We start from the raw sequence: 25,963 nt of genomic DNA on the forward strand, positions 1-25,963 counted from the left end.
TAAGAAATAAAAACGGCATCAAATGGTGTTTGGCAGGGGTGCATTTTGTGGTATCCCTTTTAAATAATGAGGATAGGATTTGTTTTTAGGCAGTAATAACAAGTGGCATTTGCCACGATTCTTAATGGTAACGGCATTAATTAATGCCTCACCTGTTTTAAGATACCAGGCATTGTAGTCCATCTCTTTACACCAGTCTAACATCAGCTGGCCTGCCGCTTCCATACCTAAATGTTCAACATTGTGCATTTCGATAAAAAAAGTACATTGTGTTTCTTTGGCTAGTTTTTTAGAAGCTTCCATCACCAGTGTCTCCGCACCTTCAACATCAATCTTAACTAAATCGGGAACTGGTTTATAATCATCATACAAATAATCTAAAGTCAGGGTTTTCACATCCATAGAAGCGCCAAGCGCTGAAGCTGTTTGGGCATGCGAAGCATGCATACTGCCTGCTGCACCAGAACCTATGGTATAAAACTTAATAGTATCATCCACAGAGTTACCAACAAAGGCCGACACGTAATTCACGTGATTTCCAACCCCATTCATGATAATATTTTGAGCTGCTTTTTGTAGAGCATTCGGGTTTGGATCAACCAAAACCAACTGTTTTTGCGGATCTTGAATTAACGCCAGTAAAGCCGTATAGCCCACATTACAGCCAATATCAAAAATGACTTGGTGATGTTTTGCCAAATAAAACCACCAGGCATCATCTTGATCTACTTGCTGTCTAATAGTTCCCGCCAAAACTTGCAAGGGTACCCCACATAGTTTTATAGTATCTATTTTTTCTTTGTTATTACCTATTTTATAAGATAGCGCCTTTAGTATCATTTTTATTTGCATCCTGTTGGTTGTTTTTTTTATCTTACAGTTGCTAATTTAAGCATTTACCTTATTTATAAGCGACAGCAATTAAATGAGCTGTTCCCGATGGTGTCTCTTGAACACCTATAGACTGAAGCCTATTAACTATATTTCCTGTTATGGATTTAAAAAGTGTCAAAGGATTCCCTTTTTTAAAACTTTGCAAACCCCATACACGATATTTACCTGTTCTTACAGCATAATGCACGTCAACGTTTGAAAAATACTTTTCCAGCAAGGTTTGTAATTGCTGCTTTGTATAATGCCTTACATGATCGGGATTTTTATCAGGGCCTTCATTTTTAATATAATCCCCATTGGGTGTTGTAAAATAAGCCCAACCACCTTTTTTTATAACTTTAGAAATGTTTTGAACAAACAACTCATCGGCCTCCACATGCTCAATAACCTCAATACTTACCACTGCGTCATAAGAAGCCTCTGGTAGTTTTGATTGGGTCATGTCCTGAATAATAATCTCATTAATATTGCTACGCTTATTTTCAACAAATGATGATATGTCACTTGTAAATCCTAAATGTAGCTGTTCTTGAGTTTCACTTTCTTGTGGCACATCGAGCAAGGTGACATCTGCTTTTAAATTGATAGTATAAGGTGATTTCCTACCCCCAACATCTAAAATATTCAGGCAATTATCAACTTTACTAGTAACTTTCAACAAATGTTTTAGGTCATTTCTAACAACATTTAAATGTACGGGCATCAAAGGAAAGGTTGCCCAACGCATAAATTCATAAATGGTCATTGCTGATTTTTAAAAAATTTTTAAAATACAATAATAAGCGATATACATAAGAAATCCTTAAAGTTTCTTAAAAAGAAATATAATAAGCTGTGTCATTTAAATTTATAAGGCACCTTCTACCATATTTGTCTTTGTGTCATAAAACGCTAAAAATGCTTGCTGTTGTAATTCCAGATTAAACTGCTCACGAACTCTTGTAACAGCCTGATCTCTGATGGATGCTTTGATAGAATCAGGTAATGCCATGACTTCCTGAATTTTTTCGGCTAATAGTTTAGGCTGACGTTTGGGAACAACCCAACCCGTTTGCTCATGCAAAATATTTTCAGACAAACCCTCGGCGTCACTAGAAATACATAACAATCCCATGGCTTGCGCCTCTAAAACCGCATTACAAAACCCTTCTTGAATGCTGTATTGCAAATAGATATCTGCCTTACTTAATTGTTCCTTTATAACTTCGTGATTGGCCTTACCTAGAAAATGAATGTTGTCTAAAATGTTTAATTGATAAGCAGCAAACATTAAACGTTCATACTGTTCACCTACTCCAATAATGGTGTATGTAAACCTAACGCCACTAGCTTTTAGAAGCGATAAGGCTTCCAAAGTATATTCCAATCCTTTTTTCCAATGCAATCTGGCTACAGTAATAATCTTAAGCATTTCCCCATTATAAATCAGGTTTTGATCTTGTTTTTGAAAAAATGAAACATCAATAGCTGGTGTTATTACCTGAATTTTTTTACTGGAAATACCATATTGCTGTAAATCTCGCTTCATTTCCGCTGACAAAACGTGATAATGAACATGCTTTTTAAATAAATTCACATAACAATTTGGATGTTTTAAAGGCGATAAGTACAAATCAAACCCTCTAAAACTCACAGCCATTTGGGCTCCTATAGCTTTAGCAACATTTTCACGATTTACAGCCAGCATACCAAAACCAAAATGCAACCAATCTAAATCCTGTTTTAAAATAAAAGCATTTAAAACAATGTTCTTTATTCTTTTTTTAAAAGAAAAACCATCAGACTTATCTAAACGATAAAGCCTCAAGGTTCGCATTGGGTGTAAAATAAAAGACCGAATCAACACGCTAAAAAAGGTCATTGCTTTCAAAACTATACCGCCATTAAAACTAGGGGCCGCATAAATTGAACAATTTAAATCATCTGGTATTTGGCCTAAATTTTCAACAAATAGGACTACCACATAACCATGTTTCTGAAGGCCTCTTATTTTATTCCTAAAAAAGGTTTCAGAATACCCTGGTGGTGATGATAAAACTAACCCAATTTTAATTTTTTGTTTCATTCTATAAAAATGAATCTAATAGTTTTTAAAATATTTTATGACATCAGTTCATTATAAATTTGAATCATATTCAGTACCATTTGTCTTTCGTTATGATTTTCAATAATAGTGCTATAGGCTTCATTCAGCACTTCTGTTTTACGACGATCATCCAATTTACTAATCGCTAATATACTATTAGCCATTTGCACTGAATCTCTTATAGGTGCTAAAAAACCATTCTTATCATTTACAATTACTTCTTCAACACCTCCACAATCCGTACTTAAAACCAGAGTTTTAAGAGCCATTGCCTCCAATACGACATTAGCTAAACCTTCTTTTGTGCTGGGTAATAACAATAAATCTGAATTATTAATATATTTTTTGACTTCGTGTAACGGCATTTTATTCAGCAGCACAACTTGCTCTTGCAGGTTTAAATCGTGTATTTGGTGCATTAATTCAACATTATTAGCTGCACCGATAATTATGTACTTAAACATAAAGTTTTTGGACTTCAATATACTACAAGCATCAAGAGCATATTTATAGCCTTTAATCCAATGTGGTCGTCCAACCGAAATAATATTAAAACATGAGCCTGTTTTCGTTTGTTTATCTAAATTAAAATCATTTAGGTCAAGACCACTATAAACGACTTTAATTATGTCTTTTAGAGCACCATACTTTTCAGATTCTATGCCTATTGACTCTGAAACGGCATGAAACGCATCAACTTTAGGAAAAGTTTGCTTATATAATTTGGCCAAATTGACATCTGCTATGGGCGAATAATTAATGTGGGCACCTCGCAAGCTTACCACAAGTTTCATCCCAAATTTCTGAACCCACATCCAATCTCCAATACCTTTCGCCCATTGCAAATGAAATATATCTGGTTTGTGCCATAATACGGGATAACTTTTCACTTTATCATTTAGTGTATTTCTATCAGCATCTTTAAGAAGTGCATCAAGAATACATTTTTCTTTTCTTTTAAAAAAGAAGAGCAATAATGTATATTTTAATAAATGTAATGCTTTACTTAAACGGTTCTCTTTATACCCAATCACCTTAATTACTTTAGGGTATTTAAGAGAAATTCTTTTAATTCCAAAAAGAAAAATTTCATGGCTTTCATTTGACAATCCCTTAATTAGCCGTTCAATAAAAGTTGTACTTGGTATTTCACCTGAATAAATGGCTATTGTCATAGGCTTTTTCAAAAATTCATGGTTGTTTTAAATAGTCCAAAAAATCTGCAGCAAATTGAAGACTAGCCTTTTTTCTACCCGAGGTATTGATATGAATAATATCATGAAAAAAACTTGAATTTTTTAATAAATCAGAGTGATTAATGATATGATAATTCTTGTTATCCACAAGAGCTTTAAGGCCTTTCATTGGTGTAATATAACAAATCATCGTAATGCCATGCAAATCACATAAATCTTTAATTTTTTGAACATACTCATTTTCAAAAGTAATAGAACTAGGTTTAAATGACTTAATTGGAGAATCAATAAAACTTTTATTAGGATAGGTATAATTGCCCTTATCATCAAATCGATTATGACTTTTAGGTTTTATAAAACTATATAATGAAGGATATAATAATTCAGCATTGTAGTAAGATACTCCAAGAACGGGCAACCAACTACTGTGCTTTAAAATATTGGCACGAGTTCCTGAAAATAGTTTGTAATAACCATTTACATAAGGTCTATTGGCATACATTATAAAACGGTAATCATTATCACTTAAAGTATGGATTCTGGTATTGTAATTTTTTGGGTTTGGTGCCAATATACAATAATCTGTTCGTTTCCCTTGCGCTAAAAAGTGTTGTAACATCAAATACTGACTGGGTAAAGCCGTATCATCAACTGATAAATTTAAGCCTTCAGTATGTAAAACAGAATCTATAGTATGCGTATTTAAAGTTGTTAAACCCGTACTAGCTCCCAAAATTATATAGTCAAAATCCGTTTGCTTAATACCGTTAGTCAAATAACTAGGCTTATAAAAATGGGACTGACGCAATAACCACAGGCTTGCATGACTAATTATGTAGGATACTAAGAAAGCTCCTATTAAAATCAGTCCCATTTTTTTAAAAAATTGCAACATCTTTAAAATTGAAAATAAATAAAATCAGATGGGTTTTTAAAGACACCCATAAAGACTATTAACAGCACTATAAATATAGCGGAATAAGAAGTTAACTGAACCTCTTTCTGGTTTTTTTGAACTGTTTTCAACTCAAAAAACAACATGATTATTATGCTAAAAGTTATAATAATACTAAATAACTGTGATTTTGAAGTAGCATAAAAAAACGATATAGATTTACTATTGAAACTTAATATATTTTCAATGATGCTATTAGCCATCGTAATTGTGTCAGCTCTAAAATACACCCATGCTAATGTTACTAATACAAAAGTAACAATCACTTTAGGAAGTTGTAAAAGTGATAACCGCGTAGTTATCAAATGAGTTCTATTAATTTTTGCTAATAACAAAGGTAAAAATAACATAGCATGAATACCACCCCAAGCTATAAAGGTCCAATTGGCACCATGCCAAAAACCACTAATCAAAAAAACGATAGCAACATTGCGCACACGCATCCATGTACTACCTCGCGAGCCACCCAATGGTATATACAAATAATCCCGAAACCAGGTTGAAAGCGATATATGCCAGCGTCGCCAAAACTCGGCAATATCTCTTGAAAAATAAGGAAATGAAAAATTTATCTTTAGTGAAAAGCCAAACAATCTGGCAACACCAATAGCTATATCTGAATAGCCCGAAAAATCACCATAAATTTGAAATGCAAAAAGTACTGCTCCCAAAAACAATTCCATTGAAGAGAAACTACCCGAACCATCAAATATCTGATTGACAAAAAAGGCACAATTATCGGCCACAACTACTTTTTTAAACAAGCCCCAGATTATCAAATAAAAACCACTTATAGCAAATTGACTATCAAAAACTCTGGTCTTATTAAATTGAGGTAGTAAGTTTTTAGCACGCTCAATAGGACCAGCTACCAACTGCGGGAAAAATGATACAAATGCTGCAAATTGAACAAAATCATTTGTTGGCTTCAGTTTTTTTCGGTAAATATCTATGGTATAACTCAAGGTCTGAAAGGTATAAAAGGAAATACCAACAGGAAGAATAATCCTTAAAGTTTCAATTTGCATAGAAACTCCAAATAATGACCAAGCATCCATCCAGCTTTCAATAAAAAAATTGTAATATTTAAAAAAACCTAACAGCCCTAAATTGATGAGTAAACTTATACACAGAAGACATTTTCTATTTATATCATGTTGAACTTTGTTTATTTGTTGAGCAACAAAAAAATCAACTAATGTACTGAACACAATCAAAGAAAGAAACCGCCAATCCCACCAACCATAAAACACATAACTAGCTATAACAATAAATAGGTTTTGCAGTTTTAATGAGTTCTTAAAAACAAACCAATACAGCACAAAAACTATTGGTAAAAATATAGCGAAATCTATGGAGTTAAATAGCATATTATTTTATATCACTCAAGTTTGGGGTAAAGTCGTGTTTTAAAAACATCTAATATCAAATTTATTCTTTCTAAATCACTGACAACCCATTTATTTTCTTGTTTGTCTGTATTTATTATAACACTTCTTGAATGTGTTTTAGTTGATGGCTGTGCATATAATTTATCTAAATCATCTATTGGTGTAATATCTAATTCTTCACATAACAATCTATATTCCTCAACATTTGACTTTAAATCTTCATATCTGACTAATTTAAACAGCTTATTAGTATTCTTTAGGACTTCCAAAGGCAATACATTTTCTATACACCATCTTAAAGTTAATACTTCAACATCACTCAATTGCGAATAATTGGAAATATCAAAGTTAAACTTGTCTTTGATTAAGATTTTTAAATCTTCCTGAACTACAAAATGTGACAAATCATAGAGCCATGGAAATTTGACACGTTTTTGTGACAATATAACATCATATGGGTTTCTAATCATGTGAATTACGGGAATCTCAAAGTAGTCATTAAAATAATGAGATAAAAGATTAGCACGAACAAACTTAATAATATACTTTTTGGGTATCAAGGGCCATAAATGACGTTTAAATTTACGATTGCTATTTTGTGCAATCCAATCATTATCAATCTTATTCCCAAACACATTATTTAAATACCTATGAGCATCTGGACTGTCATTTGTATTTCTATACCATTTATCACAAACTAAATGTCCTTTTTGAGTTTGTGTTTCATGCTCTGGTTCAAACAAAAGGCGGTATCTATGTTGGCTGGCCATTGTTTCGCTCAACCAACTTGTCCCACTCCTAGCGCTACCCAAAATAATGATATGTTTATTGAACCTTGACATTATTAATTTTTATTCACTAGTTTTTTATACAAGGATTCATGAGACGCTATAAATGTTTCCATAGAATAATGAGATTTACAATAAACCCGTAGGCGTTCTCCAAGTGCTTTGCGCTTTTCAACACCTATAGACTGCATCTCCCGAATCTTCAAACCTAAAGCGTTTGAATCACCAGACTCAAAAAGCAGTTCCTTAAAATCTTTTAAAACAAAATTGATTCCCGATATATTCGAACCAAGTGCAGGCACTCTCATACTCATTGCTTCAACCAATGCCATTGGCATACCCTCTCTTCGCCCTTGGTTTAAGGTTGGTATAACATACAAGTCAGATGACACCAAATATGGCCTGACATCAAGTTGTTTTCCAATAAAATCAACTTGTTTTGACATTCCTAACGTTTCGGTTAAACCTATTATTTCTTGCGCATATAATGTTTGATTATCTCCTAGAACTGTAAGTTGAATAGTTGAATCATTAAGATTTTTAATAGCATGAATCAAAACTTCAATCCCTTTAACAGGTACCAAGTTGGCTACTGTAATTACTTTAAATTTAGAATCATTATTATTATTTTGATTTTTAAAACTATCCGGATTATAATAATCTGTATCAATACCCAAAGGAATCAATGCTTGTGCATTCTTATTAGGAAAATAATCACGCATCTCATCATTAATAGTAACAATAAAGTCAGCTATATAACTTTTAATGCGCCAATGCTTACTTTTAAAACCCATTGCTTTTTTAGTGTATAACCATTTGGCACCACTAAATTTAGCTGCAACGGCCTCTGTCCAATCATTGCTCCACTGCCAAGAGTGGACTATATCATACTGATGTGTTCTGAAAAAACGAGATATTTTCAGAATCCTATAAAGCAATGAATGATAGGGCCTATAAGTCGTTTTTGTTTTAAAAATATGAATAGGTAAACCTAAAGATTTTACAACTTTAAAATAATGTCCCTCGTCATTTCCACAAGCAATCTCAATATCAAATTTTGTTTTATCCAACCCATTGATTAAATCATAAATAACTTTTCCACTACCAGCAGTATTGAAATTGGAAGTTGTAAAAAGGATACGTATTTTTTTACTCATTAGGTAGTGTTCTAATTATTTGAGCTGGATTTCCGGCAATAACACAATTAGAGGGTACGTCTTTAACAACAACCGAACCTGCCCCTATGCTAACGTTATCACCTATAACAATATCGCCTATAATGACTACTTGGGCACCTACCGTAACATTGTTTCCAATTTCTGGTAGCAGTGAATTATCATTGTTTTTGTTTCCAATAGTTAAACCATTTCTAAATTGAAAATTCTCTCCTATGGATTTAGCATTAATAACTGTCGCAAAGGGATGATAACACATTAAACCTCCAGCTATTTTAGTGCTCTTAAAAATTTTACAATGAAATTCCTTTACAAATAACCTGCGCCAACGGTAGTTATTTTTATCAATCCGCCAAAAAAATAAAAAGGCAAATTCAGGGTAATATAACATAAGATGATCAAATTGTTTTTTGGGTATTTCAGCTACCATTTTACTACCTCTTGCTGCTAAAGTCTGTTTCATATCTGCCTTTACAACATCATTACTCAAAACATATTTTTGAAATAACAATTTTAATAAAAGTTTCTTTAATATATGTCTTAATTTAAGGCTCATTTCAGTATGGCTTTTGGCTTGGAATTCTTTTTACAGCATACGGAACAATATAATAGCCATATATTTTTCTATTAAAAGAGAATGGAAATACAACTAAAATAGTTAAATAAACCCGAATCAATAGCGGTATTTCAACTTCGGCAATCTCATCAAATAGCTGTTTTTTTAATTGAAACCTTTTTGTAATACCTTCTGTGAAAGTTATTTGACGGCCTAAAGACTGGAATAGTTGTGAAAACAGTAAGATTTCAAAACGCTTCGGTACTTTATGTGAGAAATAAAAAGGCAAATGCTCTTTTACCAAGCGCGGCCAAACCATAAAAGCACGAGGCATTTTCTTCTTGACACCTTGAATCAGTGAAATATCATGCTTAAAATATAAATAAATATAGGTGTCCAAATAAGCTATATTACATAACATACCTAACTTAATATCAAAAGCCAAATCGGTACCAATTATTGGCAACTCCTCCGTATAACAGCCAATTGTTTCAAATACCTTTCTGCGATGCATAAAAGCCCCTTCTCCTACCACAGAACCCAAATCAGAAAACCATTTTAAACCCCAATAGGGTTTCTCTTTAATCAGAACCTCGTGTGTTTGATCACTAGGTATATTAATTGTTGCTAATGTTTTGTTGGTTTTATACATCTTACCAAATACTGCATCTACTTCAGGGTATTTGTCCAAAACTTTAATCATACGATTTAAGACACTAGGAAAAGTTTGGTCATCTACATCCAATTGATATAAATAATCGCCACTAGCTTTCTCAATACCCATGTTTCTGGCTTGTGCTTCTCCCTGCTTCGTTTGATTATATAATTTGATTTGAGAATTTTCCTGTTGTAGAATTCGTATAATTTGTTCTGAATTGTCAGTAGAATTATTATTGATGTATAAAATTTCATAATCGATATCCTCAATATTCTGATTCAGAATAGATTTATAAGATCTTAAAATAAATTTTTCACCATTATAAACGGGTATGATGATAGATAACTTCATTAGCCTATTATTTCATTAATGCTTTAGCTTGTTATTAAAATGTTTCTGCCATAACGCAAAAGTCAACAACATGCTCACAGGGTGCGAGTAATATACCACATCTTTTTCCTTAAACAAATTGTAAAATGTATGTGTAACCTCTTGAGGAATAAAATCTGATAACATATCATCAAATAAATGCATACTTAAGGCCTTATCATTTTCAACTCCTAAAAACTGTAATTCAAAATTACGCTGAATGTAAGGTTTACCAGTAGCTGCCTGTAAACTTCTTTGTAATTTATTCATTACCCTATAAGGCAGGTTGTAAGGTGTTTTATTATAATCAAAATTATTGATACTATAGGGTCTTTGAGCTTGCCAAGTAATATTAGACAAAGCTTTATCTTGTTTTAAATGTGCAATTTGCAACCTACGATTCGCTAGAAATGCTTCAGGAACTGTACATATAAACTGACTCATCCGATTATCATAATAAGGAAGTGTTATGGGATTTGCAGCTTCAAAAACACTTAAATTGTTCGTCGTCCAACGATGTGCCCATTGAGTTGTTTTAAATGCTCTTATTTTGGCACTTACATTTTCTATATTGATTTTGGATAATGCAATTTCTATTCTACCAATAAAATAAGATTTAAAATCACCATCCAAACCCCAAGCTTTCCATAGAGCATTGGCAAATTCCAACCCACCAGGCTTCAACATTTTTTTTAACAATAAGGGTAGTATCTCGACATGAGTTGACCCTTCTGGTGCACCCTTATCAAAAAGGACGTCACCCCAATGACCTAATGAAAACACACCTTTCATTTGCTTTAATTGTGGTAAAACAGCCATTTGCCTTGGATGGGTAAATTCAGAATAGCACTTATTTATATGAGCCAAATCATCGATGCAATGCCACAAATAACCCTTTGGGATCTGAAAAGCTTCAAAAGAAAAACCACAAACATCGGCTATCTTTTTCGCTATATGATGTTCTGGATACCCATTTAAAAAACGATAACTGTAAGCGTGTACAGGATTATCAAAATCTTTAAGAACCATTGCCTGACTGCGACTATCTAAACCACCTGATAAAGGTAAAATAACAGGGTTATCGCCCAATTGTTCTTTAGTAATTTGTGTCAATAAAGCTATATAAGCTTCAAGAGTTTGTTCAAAAGTCAGTTCGTTTGGTGAATAATGCCATTCAAACCAAGGTTTACTGGATTTCAAGATACCATGCTCATCTAACTGATGTTTGTGAGCTGGACGCAAACAAACTTCATTTTTCCAATAAGTATCGTCATCCATAAAAAAACCCGTAGCTGCAAAGATGCAAAGAGCTTTTAAATTTAAGGTGTTTGGCTGGTCAACCTTGGCTATAACATGACAATTTGGTAAAATGTCAGTTTTAATTACTTCCACACGTGTTAGGTTAGGTTGGAGTCAAAGTTATTCAATTATAATAAAATATGTATGCCGTTTGCTAATTAAATACCTAAAATTTTAAGAATTATTATATTTTCTGATTGTCTAAACGACAATACACAGTAAAACTTTCATACTAATAGAAATTAAAATTTAAACAATTGCAATTAGAGTTAATTACTTAAATATATTTGTCATTAATTAAATAAAAAAGGTAATTTGTCAATTAAGAATTTAAATTTGATTAAAACCTTATATCTTTTATATTGGTATTAAATTATTTTTGATAATGATTCAAACACGCATTAACACTAATGATAAAAATATTGGTCAAGTATCAAAAAATAATCCTGGCTGGAGAGGAAGCGGAGAGCCTTCGTTAAAAAGTCTGATAAATCAATCGTTTCATAATATTAAAGCCAACCTCTTAAAAGGAAATGTAAGGTTTTTTTTAAATTATCAGATTCAGGTTTTTGCCAATACAAAAACTTTCGTTTTTAATAAAAATAAGAAGATCAAAATATGTCCTTGTTGCAAATATTCAGGTCCAGGATTTATTGCAACATCAAATGATAAGAGAATTACTTATCATTCTAGATGCCCAAACTGTGATTCTAGATCAAGGCATCGTGGGCTTTCTATTGTACTCAACCAGCATCTTGAAAACAAAAAACTGAATCTTCTTTTTTTTGCACCTGAAAAAGTAATTCTAAAAATTCTACAGAGCAAAAAAAAAAATATTAAAATAAAAACCACCGATTATTATTCTCATGATGTTGACTTTCCTAATCAGGATATTCAAGAATTAACTTTTCCTGATAAAAGTTTTGATTACATTTTATGCAATCATGTAATTGAGCACGTACCAAAGGATGATTTAGCCTTCAAAGAACTATCAAGAATTTTAAATAATGGCGGAAAGGCCATAATTACAATACCTGGCGATTACCATTTGTATGATACAGTTGAATTTAAAAGTACGGACAGAAATGGTCATTTTCGACATTATGGTTTAGATGTAATAAAAAAAATGCAATTATATTTTGACAAGGTAGAAGTTATAGACATGGGCTCCGCTTGCAAACCTGAGTTTGGCGTTAGAAAAAATGATTTGGCCTTTATTTGTTATAATCTCTCCAAACAATAACCTTTAAAATTTCTATTAGTATAACCTTTGACTTTAAGCTAAAGTTTTATTTTTGAGAAGAATGCTAATTTTAAATTAACTATTCATTTAGGTTTTACAAATTCTTAATTATCAAAAACCCTTTAAGTATTTTTGATAAGGAACTTAAAAAACTTACGAATGGTGTGCGGTCTTCCGTTAAAGGTGACTATTTTATAGATAAAAATTACTGTAAGTATCTTTAGCTGTTCTGTTTTAGAAATAAAATTAAAATCAACCATTTTATTTACTGTAGCCTTTATGGTTTTAACCATCATATAATCAGCAAAAAACAGCATGTTGGATTTAAAAAAATATAGTAAATCCGCTTTGTTAATATTTTTATCATGAAAATCTTTTAGGTAATAATCTAACATCAGAAGCTTATCCTTATAAATCTGTCCATTTCTTTTGTATTTTTTGGTCGTGTTCCGCTCATGCAACCTCATAAAATTTAAGGGTTGTGGTAAAAAAAAGATATCATAGTTTAGAGCAACACCCAGATAAACAAATACATCACCTGTATTTTTAAACTTTTTTAGACTATTAAAATCCAATTGTAAAAGGGCTTCTTTTTTAAAAAGTACACTACTGGCATTTACAATAACCATTTGTTTTAATAAATAGCTAGATAAGTTTGACTTATTAATTAAATCATTATTATTTGATAAATCAGCCAATATACTCTTGCTTTTAGACACAAGACCTAGAGAGTTTCCTTGATAGTCAACTTTTTCAGTATCAGTAAATACCATACCCAAAGAATCATTATACGAAAATGGACTAAGTGTTGTTTCTAAAAATTTAGAATCAGCATAATCATCACTTTCAGCTATCCAAATATATTTGCCTTTAGAGAGCTCAATACCTTTTATCCATTGCTTGAATACAGACCCTGAATTAACTTCATTAATTAACAAACATGATACTTTTGGATGAGATAAATAAAGTTTTAAAACATCTTGACTATCATCACTAGACGCATCATCTAAAAGGATTAACTCAAAGTCCTGAAATGTTTGATTAAACACACTATCAATTCTTTGTTTTAAAAAAGGCTGGTGATTAAAATTAGGAATGATTATAGAAACCTTGGGCATGTTAATTATTCGTTATAAGTCCAAAAATATAATAATAGTATTCTTTTAAGGTTTAATTAAAAACTAATTAAAAGCTTCTTCAATTTTAAGCAGAATAAAATAAAACCATAAATCAAAAAATAAAAATAGTGATTTTGAGTTTTATACTTTTTTACAATTTTGGTGGTGATATTAATCAAATTATTCAATGGTAATTTAAAAAATCCATACTTAAACAATATTTCATTTTTTAAATCCAAAAACTTCTCATCTCTATTATGTGTACTATAGCCATCGTCAGCATATTCTGCAATGGTTACTTCTATGTATTGATGTGGTATCTTGCGGTTATAAAACCATCTAATATTATGGTGCCAATCGGCAACAGACGTATAACTGGTATCAAAATTACCTATTTTATCAAAAACATGTTTCTTTACAAATATGGCTTGGTGACAAATGTTTTTACGTGTCAGTTTTAAACAATCAAATTCTCCGTCATAAAGACCGTTAAAACCATCTGACTGCACTTGACCATAAACAACTTCATAAGTAGTATTAACAATAAAGCTATGAACAGATTCCAATACTTGATTATCAAATAAATAATCATCGCTACCTAAAAAGTACAACCATTCCCCTTTTGCTAAAACAATACCCTTATTCATGGCATCATAAATCCCTGAATCGGGTTCTGAAACCAGGCTGATAGAAGGATTTTTTACTTTAAAAGCTTCAACAATAGCACACGTGCTATCGGTTGATAGACCATCCATTATTAAAATTTCATAATTTTTAAATGACTGCTCTAAAATACTTTCAAGCGCCCTTGCTAAAGTAGCTTCAGAATTATAGGTAGGGATTATTATGGAAAATACCGGTTTTTTCAACTGTTGGTATGAAAATAAATACTATAAGATTGTAACAAATATAAGATTCATAACCAAACAAAAGTATTAAGTAGGTACAAACCTTGTTTTATAAACCGATTCAATACCAGAAACAAGCTCAATTTGGTGTCGCCATCCCAGATCATGAATCTTACTTACGTCCAATAATTTTCTGGGAGTACCATCTGGTTTGTTGCTATTCCATATAATAGAGCCCTTGAAACCAACAATTTCCTTGATAATTTCAGCTAATTCCTTAATAGATAAATCAGTTCCTGTGCCTACATTAATTGGTGCGCCATCAGAATACTGTTCCATTAAAAAACAACAAGCCGAAGCCAAATCATCAACATGCAAAAACTCGCGTTTAGGATTCCCAGTACCCCAAACCTCTACAGTAGGTAAATCAGCCTCTTTGGCTTCGTGAAACTTCCGCAATAATGCAGGTAGCACATGTGAAGTCTTTAAATCAAAATTATCATTGGGACCATATAAGTTTGTGGGCATCACCGAAATAAAATCACAACCGTACTGTCTTCTATAGTTTTCGCATAACTTCACGCCAGCTATTTTGGCAATAGCATAGGGTTCGTTGGTAGGTTCTAAAGCCCCTGTAAGCATACTGGATTCATCAATGGGCTGATTGGCAAACTTTGGATAAATACATGATGAACCCAAAAACAAAAGTTTTGTAACATTGTACTCATAACTCGCATGAATAACATTTGAAGCCATCATAAGATTATCATATAAAAATTCAGCCCTAAAAGTATTGTTAGCTTGAATCCCACCTACTTTTGCAGCTGCCAAGAAAACATAGTCAGGCTTTTCGACTTCAAAAAAATCCCAAACAGCTTCTTGATGTATTAGGTTTAATTCTTTTGAGTTTCTAACCACGATATTTTTAAAGCCATCTGCCTGAAGCTGCCTTAAAATAGCAGACCCAACCATACCTGTATGTCCAGCAATATATATTTTAGCTGTTTTATTCATACTTAAACGCCGATTTTTTGTCCTCACTATCAAAACCACCTGCACTTAAATGGGAATGGCGTTTACAGTGTTCCAAGTCACAAGCCATCATTTCGGTTATTAATTGTTGTAAATTATATTTTGGCTGCCATTTTAAAAGATTATGACATTTACTGGCATCACCTACCAACAAATCAACTTCTGTAGGTCGGTAATAATTAGGATCAACTCTTACTACAATATCACCAGTATTTAATTGATAATCTGGATGATCACAACTATCAACAACAGCTACCTCTTCTGCCCCTTCACCTTTAAATATGAGACTTACACCTACCTCTTTAAAAGCCTTTATTACAAACTCACGAACGGTAGTCGTAACACCTGTCGCAATCACATAATCACGAGGTTCGTCTTGTTGTAGCATGAGCCACATAGCTTCAACATAATCCTTGGCATGACCCCAATCACGTTTGGCATCCAAATTACCTAAATACAGAACATCTTGTTGTTTTAAAGCTATCCTGCTGGCGGCGCGGGTGATTTTACGCGACACAAAGGTTTCCCCTCGTAAGGGCGATTCATGATTAAATAAGATACCATTACATGCAAACATGTTATAGGCCTCCCTGTAATTTACCGTTATCCAATAGGCATAAAGCTTGGCAACACCATATGGTGAACGTGGGTAAAATGGCGTGGTTTCGCTTTGAGGGGTTTCTTGCACCAAACCATATAACTCAGACGTTGAAGCCTGATAAATTTTGGTTTTTTCAACGAGCCCTAATAAACGAACCGCTTCTAAAATACGTAAGGTTCCCAATCCATCTACATTAGCAGTATATTCAGGCATATCAAAACTCACTTTTACATGACTCATGGCACCCAAATTATAAATCTCATCGGGTTGAACTTCTTGAATAATTCGTGTTAAATTCATAGAGTCACTCAAATCACCATAATGTAATGTAAACCGAATATGATCCTCATGTGGGTCTTGGTACAAATGGTCTATCCGGTCTGTATTCAATAATGAAGCGCGGCGTTTTACACCGTGTACTATATAACCTTTAGCCAATAAAAATTCAGCCAGATAGGCACCATCTTGACCAGTTATTCCTGTTATCAATGCTATTTTCATTGCTCTGTTCTTTCTTTTTGTAATAATCTATTGTCTCGCAAACTATATTGCTGCTTATCATGCAAATAGCGAATATCTAAACCTTCTATATTCAGCAGTTTATAACGCTTGCTCTCTAAATAATTGAGGTTAAATAGTCGCAACTTACTCAATAATCTAATAAAAAAACTAATCCAACGTATTTTTTTTAAAGCCAACTTTTCAGCTTGATTTTGGGAATACGAAACCACAATATCAAATACTTCCTCATTATAAGTATCATAGTGCAATGCGGATAACTGCCCTGGCCGTTTCCTGAAGGCACCTAAAGGAATGGCCACATAATACAATCTGGCATGTTGAAAAAATCGAAACCACAGTTCAAAATCGCCTGCTAATTTTAGATTAGTATTTATTTTGGCACCTGAAGTTTCCCAAAGACTACGACGCCAAAAGGTCGATTCTTGTTGTATCCATCTATAATCGCCATTTAGTACAGTTATCAGACTAAATCGCTTGGGAAATTGAGTACTTATAATATAACCCTTCAAATCAATTACAGTATTCAAGCCCTGCAACCAATTTACCTGGGGTAAATCGGTAAATAATTTTGAAAGGGTCAACAAGGCTTTTGGCAACAAAATATCATCACTATTTATCCAGCCCATAATATCCCCTGTTGCGTGTTCAAAGCCTTTGTTCAAGGCATCGTACATCCCTTCATCGCGTTCACTTACGTAAGTGCTTAAGTGTTCTTCGTAGGCTTTTATAATTTCCAATGTGCCATCCGTACTACCACCATCAATAATGATATACTCTAAATTGGGATAATCTTGCGTAATAACTGATTGTATTGTAGCTTCAATATAATCCACCTGATTATATACGGGTGTGACAAGTGATATTTTTGGATAACTGCTATACAAACTTTATTGGTATGAATGATGTGTAAAAGCCTTATCAGTCTTTTTAACAAAAAATGTGTCCATTTGCCAAAAAGAGTGGTCATAAGCCCTTAAGGTAAAATCAACCATTTCAATAGGATAAAAACCCAAGGTTTCCATATACTGACACATCTCATAATACCGCAAGCTATTAGAGGTTAGCTGATAGTTATAGGTTTCTATAATAACCAACGACGCTTCTTGCAATATAGCTGTAGCTCCTTCCAATATTGGAACTTCAAAACCATGGGTATCCAGTTTTAACAAATAAGGGGGTTCAAATCCGCGACGCACAACTTCATTATCAAGTGATATAGCTGCGACTTCATGGTTATTATTTAACGGGTCTATTGAAGCTAAACCACCAAATAAATCGGCATTATCAAAATACACGGTACCATCTTCAGGTCCTGCAGCAGCTATGGTGTAAACTGCATGTGGATGACTCTTACAATAAACTTCCAACCTATCTTGGTGTTCCTGTTGGGCTTCTACTAGTAAATAATGGGCATCAGGATAGCTTTGGGCACAAAGTTTAGACCACCTACCATCAGACGCTCCAACATCTATTACGGTTTTAACTGATAAACCTCGCGCTAAACAGCGCTGTAAACCACCTGCCATGGTAAATGATTTATTGACATTAACGTTGCCAGTCTTAAAAGGCCTCCGCCTTAACTCTAGGCCAAATCGAGCCAATAATTTATTTAAAAAATTCTTAATCATTCATCAACATGTTAATACTCTATTTCATCTATATAGTTCCAACAATTTCTGTAATTACTGATTTCTAATAAATTTTCATCTAATATATTCATTGATTTTTTTTCCTCAAAAACACTTGAAGAAAGCTCTAAATGAGCTCTTGCCAGTAACGCGTTCCTATAATCCGCATCTGTAATTTTAATCATAGCATTATAAATGTCATCAGATAATAATGGGTTAAAATATAGTGCCCCATCTCCCATTTGCTCTTTATGGCCTTCAATATCAGAACAAAGTACTGGGCAATCTAAAGCTCTAGCCTCTAACAAAGGCATATTAGTAGGCCCTAAACATGTTGGCATAACTAGTGCTAAAGCATTTCTGTACAAAGTATTCATGGCGTCTAATTCAACAAATCCTAAATATTTAACTGATTCCGTTAGCTCCTCTTTTTCTATTAAACTTAAAATATAGTTTAAGTTTCCTTTATCACTCCCAGTCAAAACTAATTTCACATCCTTTTCTATTGAAGAAAAAAGCTTAAAACCTTGAATTAAATTATAATGGTTTTTATGTGCCCAAAATTGAGCAGGGTAAAAAAAGTATTTTTGAGATTTTAAACCAAGTTTAGAAAGTATCTTGGTCTGAATATCAAAACTTAAATCAACATGAATAACTTTACCAGGAAAAATGGGTGTTACAAATATTCTGGCTTCATTAACATTCAAGTAATTTGTTACTTCTCTTTTTCCAGATTCAGATTCAACAAAAACAGCTAATGCTTTTTTAAATGTAGTATGATACCATTTTTCTCTTTTGGCAAAACAAGCATCATTACTCACTTCAGGGAATGCATGCATACTCAAATGACCTAAATCCCAATTGGTAGCTATAAAAGGAAAGTTTGGCACACTCTGCATAGTTTGAAACAAATAATATATAACATGAACATGGTTAATCTGTAATTCTTTTATTTCGGCTGCATTAACCTTTTTTTTATGCTTATTTTTGAGTCTGACAGAAATATTATTGAAAATTTTGATTTTATTAAAAAAGCCAATAAGTATTTTATGAAAAAATGGCATTTTTAATTCTGATCTTGAGTTTAGAATTAAAACTGGTTTTTTATATTTAGCCTTTAAAGGTTTTCTTGCCAAAAAAATTAATTCTAAATCTTTTGAGAACTCTTTCTCATCAATAAGTTCTACCAATCTATCAGAGTAGGAGAAACCTCCTCCAACTTGTTTATCTATATCTTCATTGAGCCAAACTGCTACTTTCATCTAGATTTTTTTTGCTATAACAACTGCATTCCAGCAAGAGTCATTAGGTTTATCAAAAGTCATCCATTCAAAAAAATCTGCCATTTTAAAGCCTGAACTTTCCAAATAAAATGCTAATTCTTTAATAAAAAAATAGCGCATTGAGTGTTTTTCTTTTATACTTTCTGAAGAACCTGAATTTTTATCCAAAATGTCAATTTCATAATTTACATCTACAACATTTTCATTTATAAAGAGTCGTGGCAAGGCCTTTCGCTTTACTACAATCTTATTATTTTCTAACTCCTTAATTCGCATTTCAGGACGTTCAGTCAATACGCCAGGGCCATACCAAAAATCAAAAATAAACAAGCCTTGATTTTCTAAATGATTATAAGCCGTTTTAAAAGATTTTAATAATTCAATATTGGTATTCTGATAACTTATTACATGAAATAATGATGTCACTAAATCATAAGTCTTATTTGATTTAAATTCAATTATATCATCAACATAAAAGTTAAGTAGCTGATTATTTCCAAAAGTGTTTTCAGCTTGTTCAATCATCCTTATCGAAGCATCTACGCCATCCACATTACAACCTAATTTGGATAACAAATTAGCATGAATACCCGTTCCACATCCTAAATCCAATACATTTTTTAAGGGAGAAAGACTATGACGTTCAAACAACTGGAGAATATAGTTGACTTCAGATTGATAATCTTTGTCTTCGTATAAAAGGTTATAATATGCTGCATAAAGATTAAATCTATCCATTGCAATCAGCCGCTTTTAATAAATGCTCTGAGACTTCATCAATTTCTGAATCACTTAATCCTAAACCTGAAGGAATATAAAAACCGTTTCTTGCCATTCTTTCAGCATTTGGATAGGATTCTCCCAAAAACAAACCTTTTGAGTTAAAAACTGGTTGCTCATGCATACACCAAAAAAATGGACGAGTTCCTATTTTATGTGAATTTAATCTCTTTTGAATGGTCAAAGACAAATCCTCACTTTCTGCAACCATACCAAAAACCCAATAGATATTTTCCGAATACAACGTAGAATCCAAAGGTAATTGAAGACCTTTAATATACTTCAAGTTATCTTGATACCTATGGCCTATATATCGCTTCCTTTCTATTATATAATCTATTTGTTCTAATTGAGCTACACCTAGAGCCGCTTGCATATTGGTCATCCTATAATTCCAACCAATCTCTCTATGGACAAACCGACGCTCTGCAATAAAACATAAATTTCTTAATTGCCTACAACGTTCTGCTAATTCATTATTATTTGTCAAAACCATGCCTCCTTCACCAGTCGTAATGTGCTTATTGGGGTAAAAACTAAAAATACTAATATCACCAAAGCTACCACACTTCTTTCCATTATAAGTTTGACCGTGCATTTCAGCCGCATCTTCAATAATTTTTAAGTTATATTTCTTTGCAAGGTCTAAAATTGGTTGAACATCTACAGGTAATCCATAAATATGGACTATTAATATAGCCTTGGTTTTAGCGGTTATTTTGGGCTCTATTTGGTTAACATGCATGTTCCAAGTGTTAGGGTCAGAATCAATTAATACTGGAACTAATTTTTCGTTATATATAGATTGAATAGGAGAAATAATAGTAAAAGTAGGAACTATAACTTCGGACCCTTCTTCTAAATTTAGGGCGCGCACTGCTATGTCCAAGGCGGCCGAACCATTACTTACAGCAATACCATGACTCATACCAATATACTTTGAAAAGTCATCTTCAAAACGCTTAACAAATGGTCCTTCAGAAGATATCCAACCAGAATCTATACACTCATTAAGATATTTTTTTTCATTCCCTTTAAGTAGTGGCGTATTTACTGGAATCATTTGTATCTGATATTTTCTTTACTTACCGGAGTAAATCTAGTTTTATCTTTATCTCCCGAATAAGGTCCTTGTTTGACTTCAATTATCTCACTTGTCTCTAGCATGCAAAATCCATGACCTCCTGATGCCAATAAAATAACATCACCTTTTTTAACTATTCTACTTTCTAAATATACTTTATCATCATTATAAAAGTCAACACGTACCCTACCCGACTTAATAAAAAGAACTTCTTGTGTCCATACAACCTGTCTTTCAACCGGATTATGTACATGGGGTTCAATAAAGTAATCTTTTTCACGTTTCATGTAACCCAGCTGTTGAGAAAAATCATTTGGAGTAAAAAAAGATATGCCTTCCTTTTCATATGATGATTTAACAAGTATTCCCAATAGTTGATTATTATGCTTTATTTCTTCAATCATTTTATTCTCTTTGAAGTTTTAAAATCAAACGTTTCTTAATAAGTCTTCCCAAACTCAATTCCTCATCCTTTTTTGTTAAAAGCTCAAAACTAGAATTAAATATATAACTTTTTTTAGGCTTATGTTTTTTTAAATTTGTAATAATTGTATTTAAATCGTATTCAAAATAATCAGGATAACTTTTCTGCAGCTCTTTTAAATAACCCAAAGCTAGTTCTTTCTTTTGACTTGTGTCAATTATTTTTTTCCAACTATCAATATAATTATCTGTAGCTTGTTGATGCTTTTTTAAGCTTTTGGTATCTATAGATTTTGTTTCACTAAATGTCTCTTCAAGATTATAGGTCAACATATTTTTAGGAACTTCCAAAGACAAGTAATTGAAAATTTTTTTTAGCTCAAGTTCAGGATTCTTAACCAATTTCTCATACTCAATTAAAATATGTTTATTGTGTTTATTAGCAAAATTGCTTATGTTTTTTGGAGCTAAAAACAAATCATCCATTCTGTCTGATGATGATAAAAACTTAAAGTATTTTCCATTAAAGTTATAATCGAGCATAGAAGCAAAAACAGATAAGGGGTTTCTAACTAAAAACACGTATTTGGCATTTGGGAATAATTCATTTAAATCTTCCAATATGTGGTAATATCTAGGTGTTTTATCTAAAAAATAGCCTTTAAACGGCTTCCTAATATTATAAGTTTCTAATGCAAGTTCTTTTATTTGACTTTTAAAATCTTTTAAACCATTGTCAGTCAATTCCAAAAATGAGATGAAATTGGAAGCAGTAAAATTAGGATTATAACTAGAAGAAATAGATGTACTTTTATAGGTATGAATTAATGAAAGCATCATCCAAGGTTCAGGTACCGAAAAAATTTGCTCACTATTAAGTAACAATTGTTGAAGCAATGATGACCCAGAACGTGGTTGAGATATTAAAAACAATAATTGATTTTCTTGCATAAATCTAGTTAATTAATCTCCAGTCACAATCAATTATGACACAACCAATATCATCATTAAAATGATTTTGAAATATTGTTCCTGTTTCTTCAATTGAGAAGTTTACAATATTATCTAATTTCCTAATAATATATTTTTTAAATACATGATATCCTACTGTAATGTTATAATCGTTAGGAGAAAGTAACAAACTAGGTATAGTAACCTTAAAAACGTACACCCCTTCAGAATCAATATAATCAATTAAATTAATATTCGTTGAAAAAACGATTCTTTCAGATTTGTCAATTACTTTAAAACCTAACCTCGCTTTTAAGTCATTTGAAGCAACTTTTAGTTTAAATTCAATGTCAATAGCATCAGAAAAAGAAAAAACATTACTTGGAATACCTTCTTTTTTCACAACTATTTCTAAAATGTCTGACTCTTTAATTTGATTATCATTTATAAATTGATAAGAATTATTTTGTGAATTAATCTGTAAATAATAATCCACAGCCTCATCAGTATTACCCTCAAAAACTGTTGTTCCATGCTCTAATACCATGGCCCGTGTACACAAACTTTTTACCGCTGCCATATTATGACTTACAAACAATACCGTACGCCCATCTCCTTTGCTGATGTCCTGCATTTTACCCACGGCTTTTTTTTGAAATTCAGCATCCCCTACAGCCAGTACCTCATCAACCACCAAAATATCGGGCTCCAAATGCGCCGCAACGGCAAAAGCCAATCGTACACGCATCCCAGAACTATAACGCTTCACAGGTGTATCTACATAACGCTCACAACCACTAAAGGCAATGATTTCACTTTCTTTTGCCTTAATTTCAGATTTAGTCATCCCCAAAATAGCACCGTTCAAATATATGTTTTCCCTGCCAGTTAATTCTGGGTGAAACCCCGTCCCAACTTCCAGTAAACTGGCGATACGACCTTTGGTCTTTATTTCCCCAGTGGTAGGACTTGTAACCCGACTCAATATTTTTAACAAAGTACTCTTGCCTGCACCATTTTTACCAATAATTCCTAACACCTCACCTTGATGCACCTCAAAATTAATGTCCTGTAGTGCCCAAACATAATCACTATCAGCTTTGGCACTTCTATCATTTACAGAACCTACTTTCAAATAAGGATCTTCCTTTCCGCGCACACGATACCACCAACGGTTTAAATCATGGCTCAAGGTACCAGTCCCTACGAGACCTAGGCGGTATTGTTTACTAATATGTTTGGCTTTTAGTATAACACTCACAGTTTAACACTTTTTTTTAATCAAGGATTATTAATCACTCTCCTTTGGTTTCTCATAAACAGCCACTAGAGTAGCACTTAAATATTTTGTTGGGTGTTTTTCCAAGTATGGATTTATCACATACTTAAAAATAATGCGTGTGGACTTAAAAATAAACTTTTGAAAAATATTTAATTTTTGATGTACACCAAATGGAAACCCTCCATGATATTCTAAACGCAGAATTTTAAGATTATTTCGTTTTGCAAACCCTTTAAACGTATTAAAATTCATACATTTTAAATTATGGGCTTTTAAATTCTTATAATCCACAAGATACCCATAAAACTTACGCAAATAACGTTTATTTGGAACCATAACCAGTAATCTGCCACCTGGCTTTAAATAATCCAAATGCTTGTCTAAAACGGTATCAAAATTCTCAAAATGTTCTATAAACCCTAATGAAATTACATAGTCATATTGTTGCTTCGTAGTATGAATATTAAAATCAGCCTCTAGTAAATGGTAATCAAATACACCCATAGAAGCAAATGTTTTTTGCAATTGAGAAGCATCCGAATTAAAATCAAGACAGGTTGGCTTCAATTGGTATTTATCAGCTAAATAGGCCAGATAACGGCCAGGGTAACCACCAATTTCAATTATCGTTTGCTTTTTAGAATCATGGGTTATTAAGGTATTCCAAAAGAGATCATATTTTGAACACACGGTTACAATGTGTTTTCTGCCACTGTGGTCATGCTTATAATACCCTTCCCAATATTCTCTTGTTGTTAATTCCGTTTCCATAAAATCACACCGTATCAATAAATGATTTTTCAGTTCGGTTAAATATAGTGATGCCTATTAAAAACAACATGACACTAACAAAAAAAGTATAAATAAATCCTAACCAAGTGAAACTACCAGTATTAAGTAGCATATAACGAAAGCCCTCAATAATTTGGGTAAGCGGATTGTATTCCACGAAATTAGCAACAAGTTCAGGAAATTTTTTTCGTGCTTCAGAAAGCGGATAAGGTACAGCCGACATATACATCAATAACTGAACCCCAAAACCAATAACCACGGTCATATCTCGATATTTCGTGGTCATAGATGACAAAATCATACCAAGACCCAAACCCATTAAAGCCATCATAACAATATAAACAGGAAATAATAATAGATTCGTATTTGGTTGAACTCCGGCTCCAATACCCACATAATAAATATAAAAACCAATAAAAATAACTAATTGTATGAAGAATTTCAATAAATTAGAAATCGTAACCGACAAAGGCATAATAACCCGTGGAAAATATACCTTCCCAAAAATATTCTGATTTTTTTTAAACGTATCACTGGTACCAGACAAACATTCTTTAAAATAATTCCAGGCTGTAATCCCTGCAAGGTTAAACAAAAAACTAGGCACGGCACCTGTATTAATATTTCCTAAATTATTAAAAACCAAAGTGAAAATTACCGAAGTAAACAGCGGCTGAATTATATACCAAAGTGGTCCTAGAATGGTTTGTTTATAAACCGTAACAATATCTCGCTTTACAAACAAAATCAACAAATCACGATACCTCCAAATTTCATTAAAATTCACATCAATAAGCTTGCGCTTAGAGGAAATGGTATATAGCCATTGATCGTTATCTGGAGTACTCAAAGTAACCTGCGTTTTTGGTTAGGGCTAATATAAAGAATGCCATTTTAACAACAAAGCATAATAAAGAACTAATATCTAAAAACTCCTATGTCATTGCAAGCTAAAAACGAAGATAGTAATCATTAATAAAGCCCAACCTGTCTAGGCACTCTCAAAAGC

Annotated in this window: 26 protein-coding genes; 1 reads left to right on the forward strand and 25 read right to left on the reverse strand. The window is 32.6% G+C overall.

The genetic code is table 11. The annotated features are described in order from the left end of the window. Positions 1–18: 18 nt before the first annotated feature. From C1S72_RS03725 to C1S72_RS03775, 11 genes are all read right to left on the reverse strand, one after another. Positions 19–840 (reverse strand): FkbM family methyltransferase, encoded by an 822-nt coding sequence (locus C1S72_RS03725; RefSeq protein WP_162919919.1) that lies wholly within the window; start codon positions 838–840, stop codon positions 19–21. Between the two features lie 61 nt (positions 841–901). Beyond that, positions 902–1,639, reverse strand: coding sequence for a class I SAM-dependent methyltransferase (locus C1S72_RS03730; RefSeq protein WP_104734320.1), 738 nt, complete (start codon positions 1,637–1,639; stop codon positions 902–904). A gap of 102 nt (positions 1,640–1,741) precedes the next feature. Then, the gene (locus C1S72_RS03735) at positions 1,742–2,959 is read right to left on the reverse strand and encodes a glycosyltransferase family 4 protein (RefSeq protein ID WP_104734321.1); all 1,218 of its coding nucleotides are present in this window, start codon (positions 2,957–2,959) and stop codon (positions 1,742–1,744) included. Positions 2,960–2,994: 35 nt separating this feature from the next. Beyond that, positions 2,995–4,155 (reverse strand): glycosyltransferase family 4 protein, encoded by a 1,161-nt coding sequence (locus C1S72_RS03740; protein ID WP_205527080.1) that lies wholly within the window; start codon positions 4,153–4,155, stop codon positions 2,995–2,997. Positions 4,156–4,171: 16 nt separating this feature from the next. After that, complete coding sequence (locus C1S72_RS03745) at positions 4,172–5,050, reverse strand: hypothetical protein (protein WP_162919920.1); 879 nt, start codon at positions 5,048–5,050, stop codon at positions 4,172–4,174. A gap of 23 nt (positions 5,051–5,073) precedes the next feature. Then, positions 5,074–6,501, reverse strand: coding sequence for an MBOAT family O-acyltransferase (locus C1S72_RS03750; RefSeq protein ID WP_104734324.1), 1,428 nt, complete (start codon positions 6,499–6,501; stop codon positions 5,074–5,076). A gap of 11 nt (positions 6,502–6,512) precedes the next feature. Further along, a complete protein-coding gene (locus C1S72_RS03755) occupies positions 6,513–7,364 on the reverse strand; it encodes a sulfotransferase domain-containing protein (protein WP_104734325.1) in 852 nt (283 codons plus the stop codon). A 2-nt stretch (positions 7,365–7,366) separates the two neighbouring features. Then, entirely contained in the window at positions 7,367–8,467 is a 1,101-nt protein-coding gene (locus tag C1S72_RS03760; RefSeq protein WP_104734326.1) for a glycosyltransferase, read from the reverse strand. Further along, a complete protein-coding gene (locus C1S72_RS03765) occupies positions 8,460–9,041 on the reverse strand; it encodes a serine acetyltransferase (protein ID WP_205527081.1) in 582 nt (193 codons plus the stop codon). The genes C1S72_RS03760 and C1S72_RS03765 overlap by 8 nt, the downstream gene beginning before the upstream one ends. A 1-nt stretch (position 9,042) precedes the next feature. After that, on the reverse strand, positions 9,043–10,050 hold the full coding sequence (locus C1S72_RS03770) for a glycosyltransferase family 2 protein (RefSeq protein ID WP_104734327.1): 1,008 nt from the start codon (positions 10,048–10,050) through the stop codon (positions 9,043–9,045). Positions 10,051–10,065: 15 nt separating this feature from the next. Continuing rightward, entirely contained in the window at positions 10,066–11,460 is a 1,395-nt protein-coding gene (locus C1S72_RS03775; RefSeq protein WP_230401575.1) for an asparagine synthase-related protein, read from the reverse strand. A 292-nt stretch (positions 11,461–11,752) separates the two neighbouring features. Here C1S72_RS03775 and C1S72_RS03780 point away from each other — a divergent pair, with 292 nt between their 5' ends. After that, entirely contained in the window at positions 11,753–12,610 is an 858-nt protein-coding gene (locus tag C1S72_RS03780) for a class I SAM-dependent methyltransferase (protein ID WP_104734328.1), read from the forward strand. Positions 12,611–12,732: 122 nt separating this feature from the next. On the opposite strand, the gene C1S72_RS03785 is transcribed toward C1S72_RS03780, so the two are convergent. From C1S72_RS03785 to C1S72_RS03850, 14 genes are all read right to left on the reverse strand, one after another. Continuing rightward, complete coding sequence (locus C1S72_RS03785) at positions 12,733–13,728, reverse strand: glycosyltransferase family 2 protein (protein WP_104734329.1); 996 nt, start codon at positions 13,726–13,728, stop codon at positions 12,733–12,735. A 56-nt stretch (positions 13,729–13,784) separates the two neighbouring features. Next, the gene (locus tag C1S72_RS03790) at positions 13,785–14,597 is read right to left on the reverse strand and encodes a glycosyltransferase family 2 protein (protein ID WP_104734330.1); all 813 of its coding nucleotides are present in this window, start codon (positions 14,595–14,597) and stop codon (positions 13,785–13,787) included. A 66-nt stretch (positions 14,598–14,663) separates the two neighbouring features. Next, positions 14,664–15,590, reverse strand: coding sequence for a GDP-L-fucose synthase family protein (locus C1S72_RS03795; protein ID WP_104734331.1), 927 nt, complete (start codon positions 15,588–15,590; stop codon positions 14,664–14,666). Beyond that, the gene (gene gmd / locus C1S72_RS03800; protein ID WP_104734332.1) at positions 15,583–16,710 is read right to left on the reverse strand and encodes a GDP-mannose 4,6-dehydratase; all 1,128 of its coding nucleotides are present in this window, start codon (positions 16,708–16,710) and stop codon (positions 15,583–15,585) included. Before gmd ends, C1S72_RS03795 begins: the two co-directional genes overlap by 8 nt. Further along, positions 16,707–17,615, reverse strand: coding sequence for a glycosyltransferase family 2 protein (locus tag C1S72_RS03805; RefSeq protein ID WP_104734333.1), 909 nt, complete (start codon positions 17,613–17,615; stop codon positions 16,707–16,709). Before C1S72_RS03805 ends, gmd begins: the two co-directional genes overlap by 4 nt. A gap of 3 nt (positions 17,616–17,618) precedes the next feature. Next, positions 17,619–18,359, reverse strand: coding sequence for an FkbM family methyltransferase (locus C1S72_RS03810; protein WP_104734334.1), 741 nt, complete (start codon positions 18,357–18,359; stop codon positions 17,619–17,621). Positions 18,360–18,370: 11 nt separating this feature from the next. Next, the gene (locus C1S72_RS03815; RefSeq protein WP_104734335.1) at positions 18,371–19,621 is read right to left on the reverse strand and encodes a glycosyltransferase family 4 protein; all 1,251 of its coding nucleotides are present in this window, start codon (positions 19,619–19,621) and stop codon (positions 18,371–18,373) included. Continuing rightward, positions 19,622–20,380, reverse strand: coding sequence for a class I SAM-dependent DNA methyltransferase (locus C1S72_RS03820; protein ID WP_104734336.1), 759 nt, complete (start codon positions 20,378–20,380; stop codon positions 19,622–19,624). It abuts the gene before it with no gap. Next, positions 20,373–21,485, reverse strand: a complete 1,113-nt coding sequence (locus C1S72_RS03825) for a DegT/DnrJ/EryC1/StrS family aminotransferase (RefSeq protein ID WP_104734337.1) — start codon at positions 21,483–21,485, stop codon at positions 20,373–20,375. Before C1S72_RS03825 ends, C1S72_RS03820 begins: the two co-directional genes overlap by 8 nt. Next, positions 21,482–21,877 carry a cupin domain-containing protein gene (locus tag C1S72_RS03830; protein ID WP_205527082.1) on the reverse strand — a complete coding sequence of 132 codons (396 nt, stop codon included), beginning with the start codon at positions 21,875–21,877 and terminating at the stop codon, positions 21,482–21,484. Before C1S72_RS03830 ends, C1S72_RS03825 begins: the two co-directional genes overlap by 4 nt. Before the next feature lie 34 nt (positions 21,878–21,911). Continuing rightward, on the reverse strand, positions 21,912–22,880 hold the full coding sequence (locus C1S72_RS03835; RefSeq protein ID WP_104734339.1) for a sulfotransferase family protein: 969 nt from the start codon (positions 22,878–22,880) through the stop codon (positions 21,912–21,914). A gap of 4 nt (positions 22,881–22,884) precedes the next feature. Next, entirely contained in the window at positions 22,885–24,141 is a 1,257-nt protein-coding gene (locus tag C1S72_RS03840) for an ABC transporter ATP-binding protein (protein ID WP_104734340.1), read from the reverse strand. A gap of 30 nt (positions 24,142–24,171) precedes the next feature. After that, positions 24,172–24,933 carry a class I SAM-dependent methyltransferase gene (locus C1S72_RS03845; RefSeq protein ID WP_104734341.1) on the reverse strand — a complete coding sequence of 254 codons (762 nt, stop codon included), beginning with the start codon at positions 24,931–24,933 and terminating at the stop codon, positions 24,172–24,174. Between the two features lie 4 nt (positions 24,934–24,937). Next, entirely contained in the window at positions 24,938–25,804 is an 867-nt protein-coding gene (locus tag C1S72_RS03850; RefSeq protein WP_104734342.1) for an ABC transporter permease, read from the reverse strand. Positions 25,805–25,963 lie beyond the last annotated feature (159 nt).

This window comes from Hanstruepera ponticola (assembly GCF_002940745.1).
In the GTDB taxonomy this organism is placed as follows: Bacteria; Bacteroidota; Bacteroidia; order Flavobacteriales; family Flavobacteriaceae; genus Hanstruepera; species Hanstruepera ponticola.

Excerpts from the sequence above, each read along its gene's own strand:
- C1S72_RS03725 (WP_162919919.1), bottom strand. The coding sequence starts at position 840 with ATGATACTAAAGGCGCTATCTTATAAAATAGGTAATAACAAAGAAAAA.
- C1S72_RS03730 (WP_104734320.1), bottom strand. The coding sequence starts at position 1,639 with ATGACCATTTATGAATTTATGCGTTGGGCAACCTTTCCTTTGATGCCC.
- C1S72_RS03735 (WP_104734321.1), bottom strand. The coding sequence starts at position 2,959 with ATGAAACAAAAAATTAAAATTGGGTTAGTTTTATCATCACCACCAGGG.
- C1S72_RS03740 (WP_205527080.1), bottom strand. The coding sequence starts at position 4,155 with ATGACAATAGCCATTTATTCAGGTGAAATACCAAGTACAACTTTTATT.
- C1S72_RS03745 (WP_162919920.1), bottom strand. The coding sequence starts at position 5,050 with ATGGGACTGATTTTAATAGGAGCTTTCTTAGTATCCTACATAATTAGT.
- C1S72_RS03750 (WP_104734324.1), bottom strand. The coding sequence starts at position 6,501 with ATGCTATTTAACTCCATAGATTTCGCTATATTTTTACCAATAGTTTTT.
- C1S72_RS03755 (WP_104734325.1), bottom strand. The coding sequence starts at position 7,364 with ATGTCAAGGTTCAATAAACATATCATTATTTTGGGTAGCGCTAGGAGT.
- C1S72_RS03760 (WP_104734326.1), bottom strand. The coding sequence starts at position 8,467 with ATGAGTAAAAAAATACGTATCCTTTTTACAACTTCCAATTTCAATACT.
- C1S72_RS03765 (WP_205527081.1), bottom strand. The coding sequence starts at position 9,041 with ATGAGCCTTAAATTAAGACATATATTAAAGAAACTTTTATTAAAATTG.
- C1S72_RS03770 (WP_104734327.1), bottom strand. The coding sequence starts at position 10,050 with ATGAAGTTATCTATCATCATACCCGTTTATAATGGTGAAAAATTTATT.
- C1S72_RS03780 (WP_104734328.1), top strand. The coding sequence starts at position 11,753 with ATGATTCAAACACGCATTAACACTAATGATAAAAATATTGGTCAAGTA.
- C1S72_RS03785 (WP_104734329.1), bottom strand. The coding sequence starts at position 13,728 with ATGCCCAAGGTTTCTATAATCATTCCTAATTTTAATCACCAGCCTTTT.
- C1S72_RS03795 (WP_104734331.1), bottom strand. The coding sequence starts at position 15,590 with ATGAATAAAACAGCTAAAATATATATTGCTGGACATACAGGTATGGTT.
- gmd (WP_104734332.1), bottom strand. The coding sequence starts at position 16,710 with ATGAAAATAGCATTGATAACAGGAATAACTGGTCAAGATGGTGCCTAT.
- C1S72_RS03810 (WP_104734334.1), bottom strand. The coding sequence starts at position 18,359 with ATGATTAAGAATTTTTTAAATAAATTATTGGCTCGATTTGGCCTAGAG.
- C1S72_RS03815 (WP_104734335.1), bottom strand. The coding sequence starts at position 19,621 with ATGAAAGTAGCAGTTTGGCTCAATGAAGATATAGATAAACAAGTTGGA.
- C1S72_RS03820 (WP_104734336.1), bottom strand. The coding sequence starts at position 20,380 with ATGGATAGATTTAATCTTTATGCAGCATATTATAACCTTTTATACGAA.
- C1S72_RS03825 (WP_104734337.1), bottom strand. The coding sequence starts at position 21,485 with ATGATTCCAGTAAATACGCCACTACTTAAAGGGAATGAAAAAAAATAT.
- C1S72_RS03835 (WP_104734339.1), bottom strand. The coding sequence starts at position 22,880 with ATGCAAGAAAATCAATTATTGTTTTTAATATCTCAACCACGTTCTGGG.
- C1S72_RS03845 (WP_104734341.1), bottom strand. The coding sequence starts at position 24,933 with ATGGAAACGGAATTAACAACAAGAGAATATTGGGAAGGGTATTATAAG.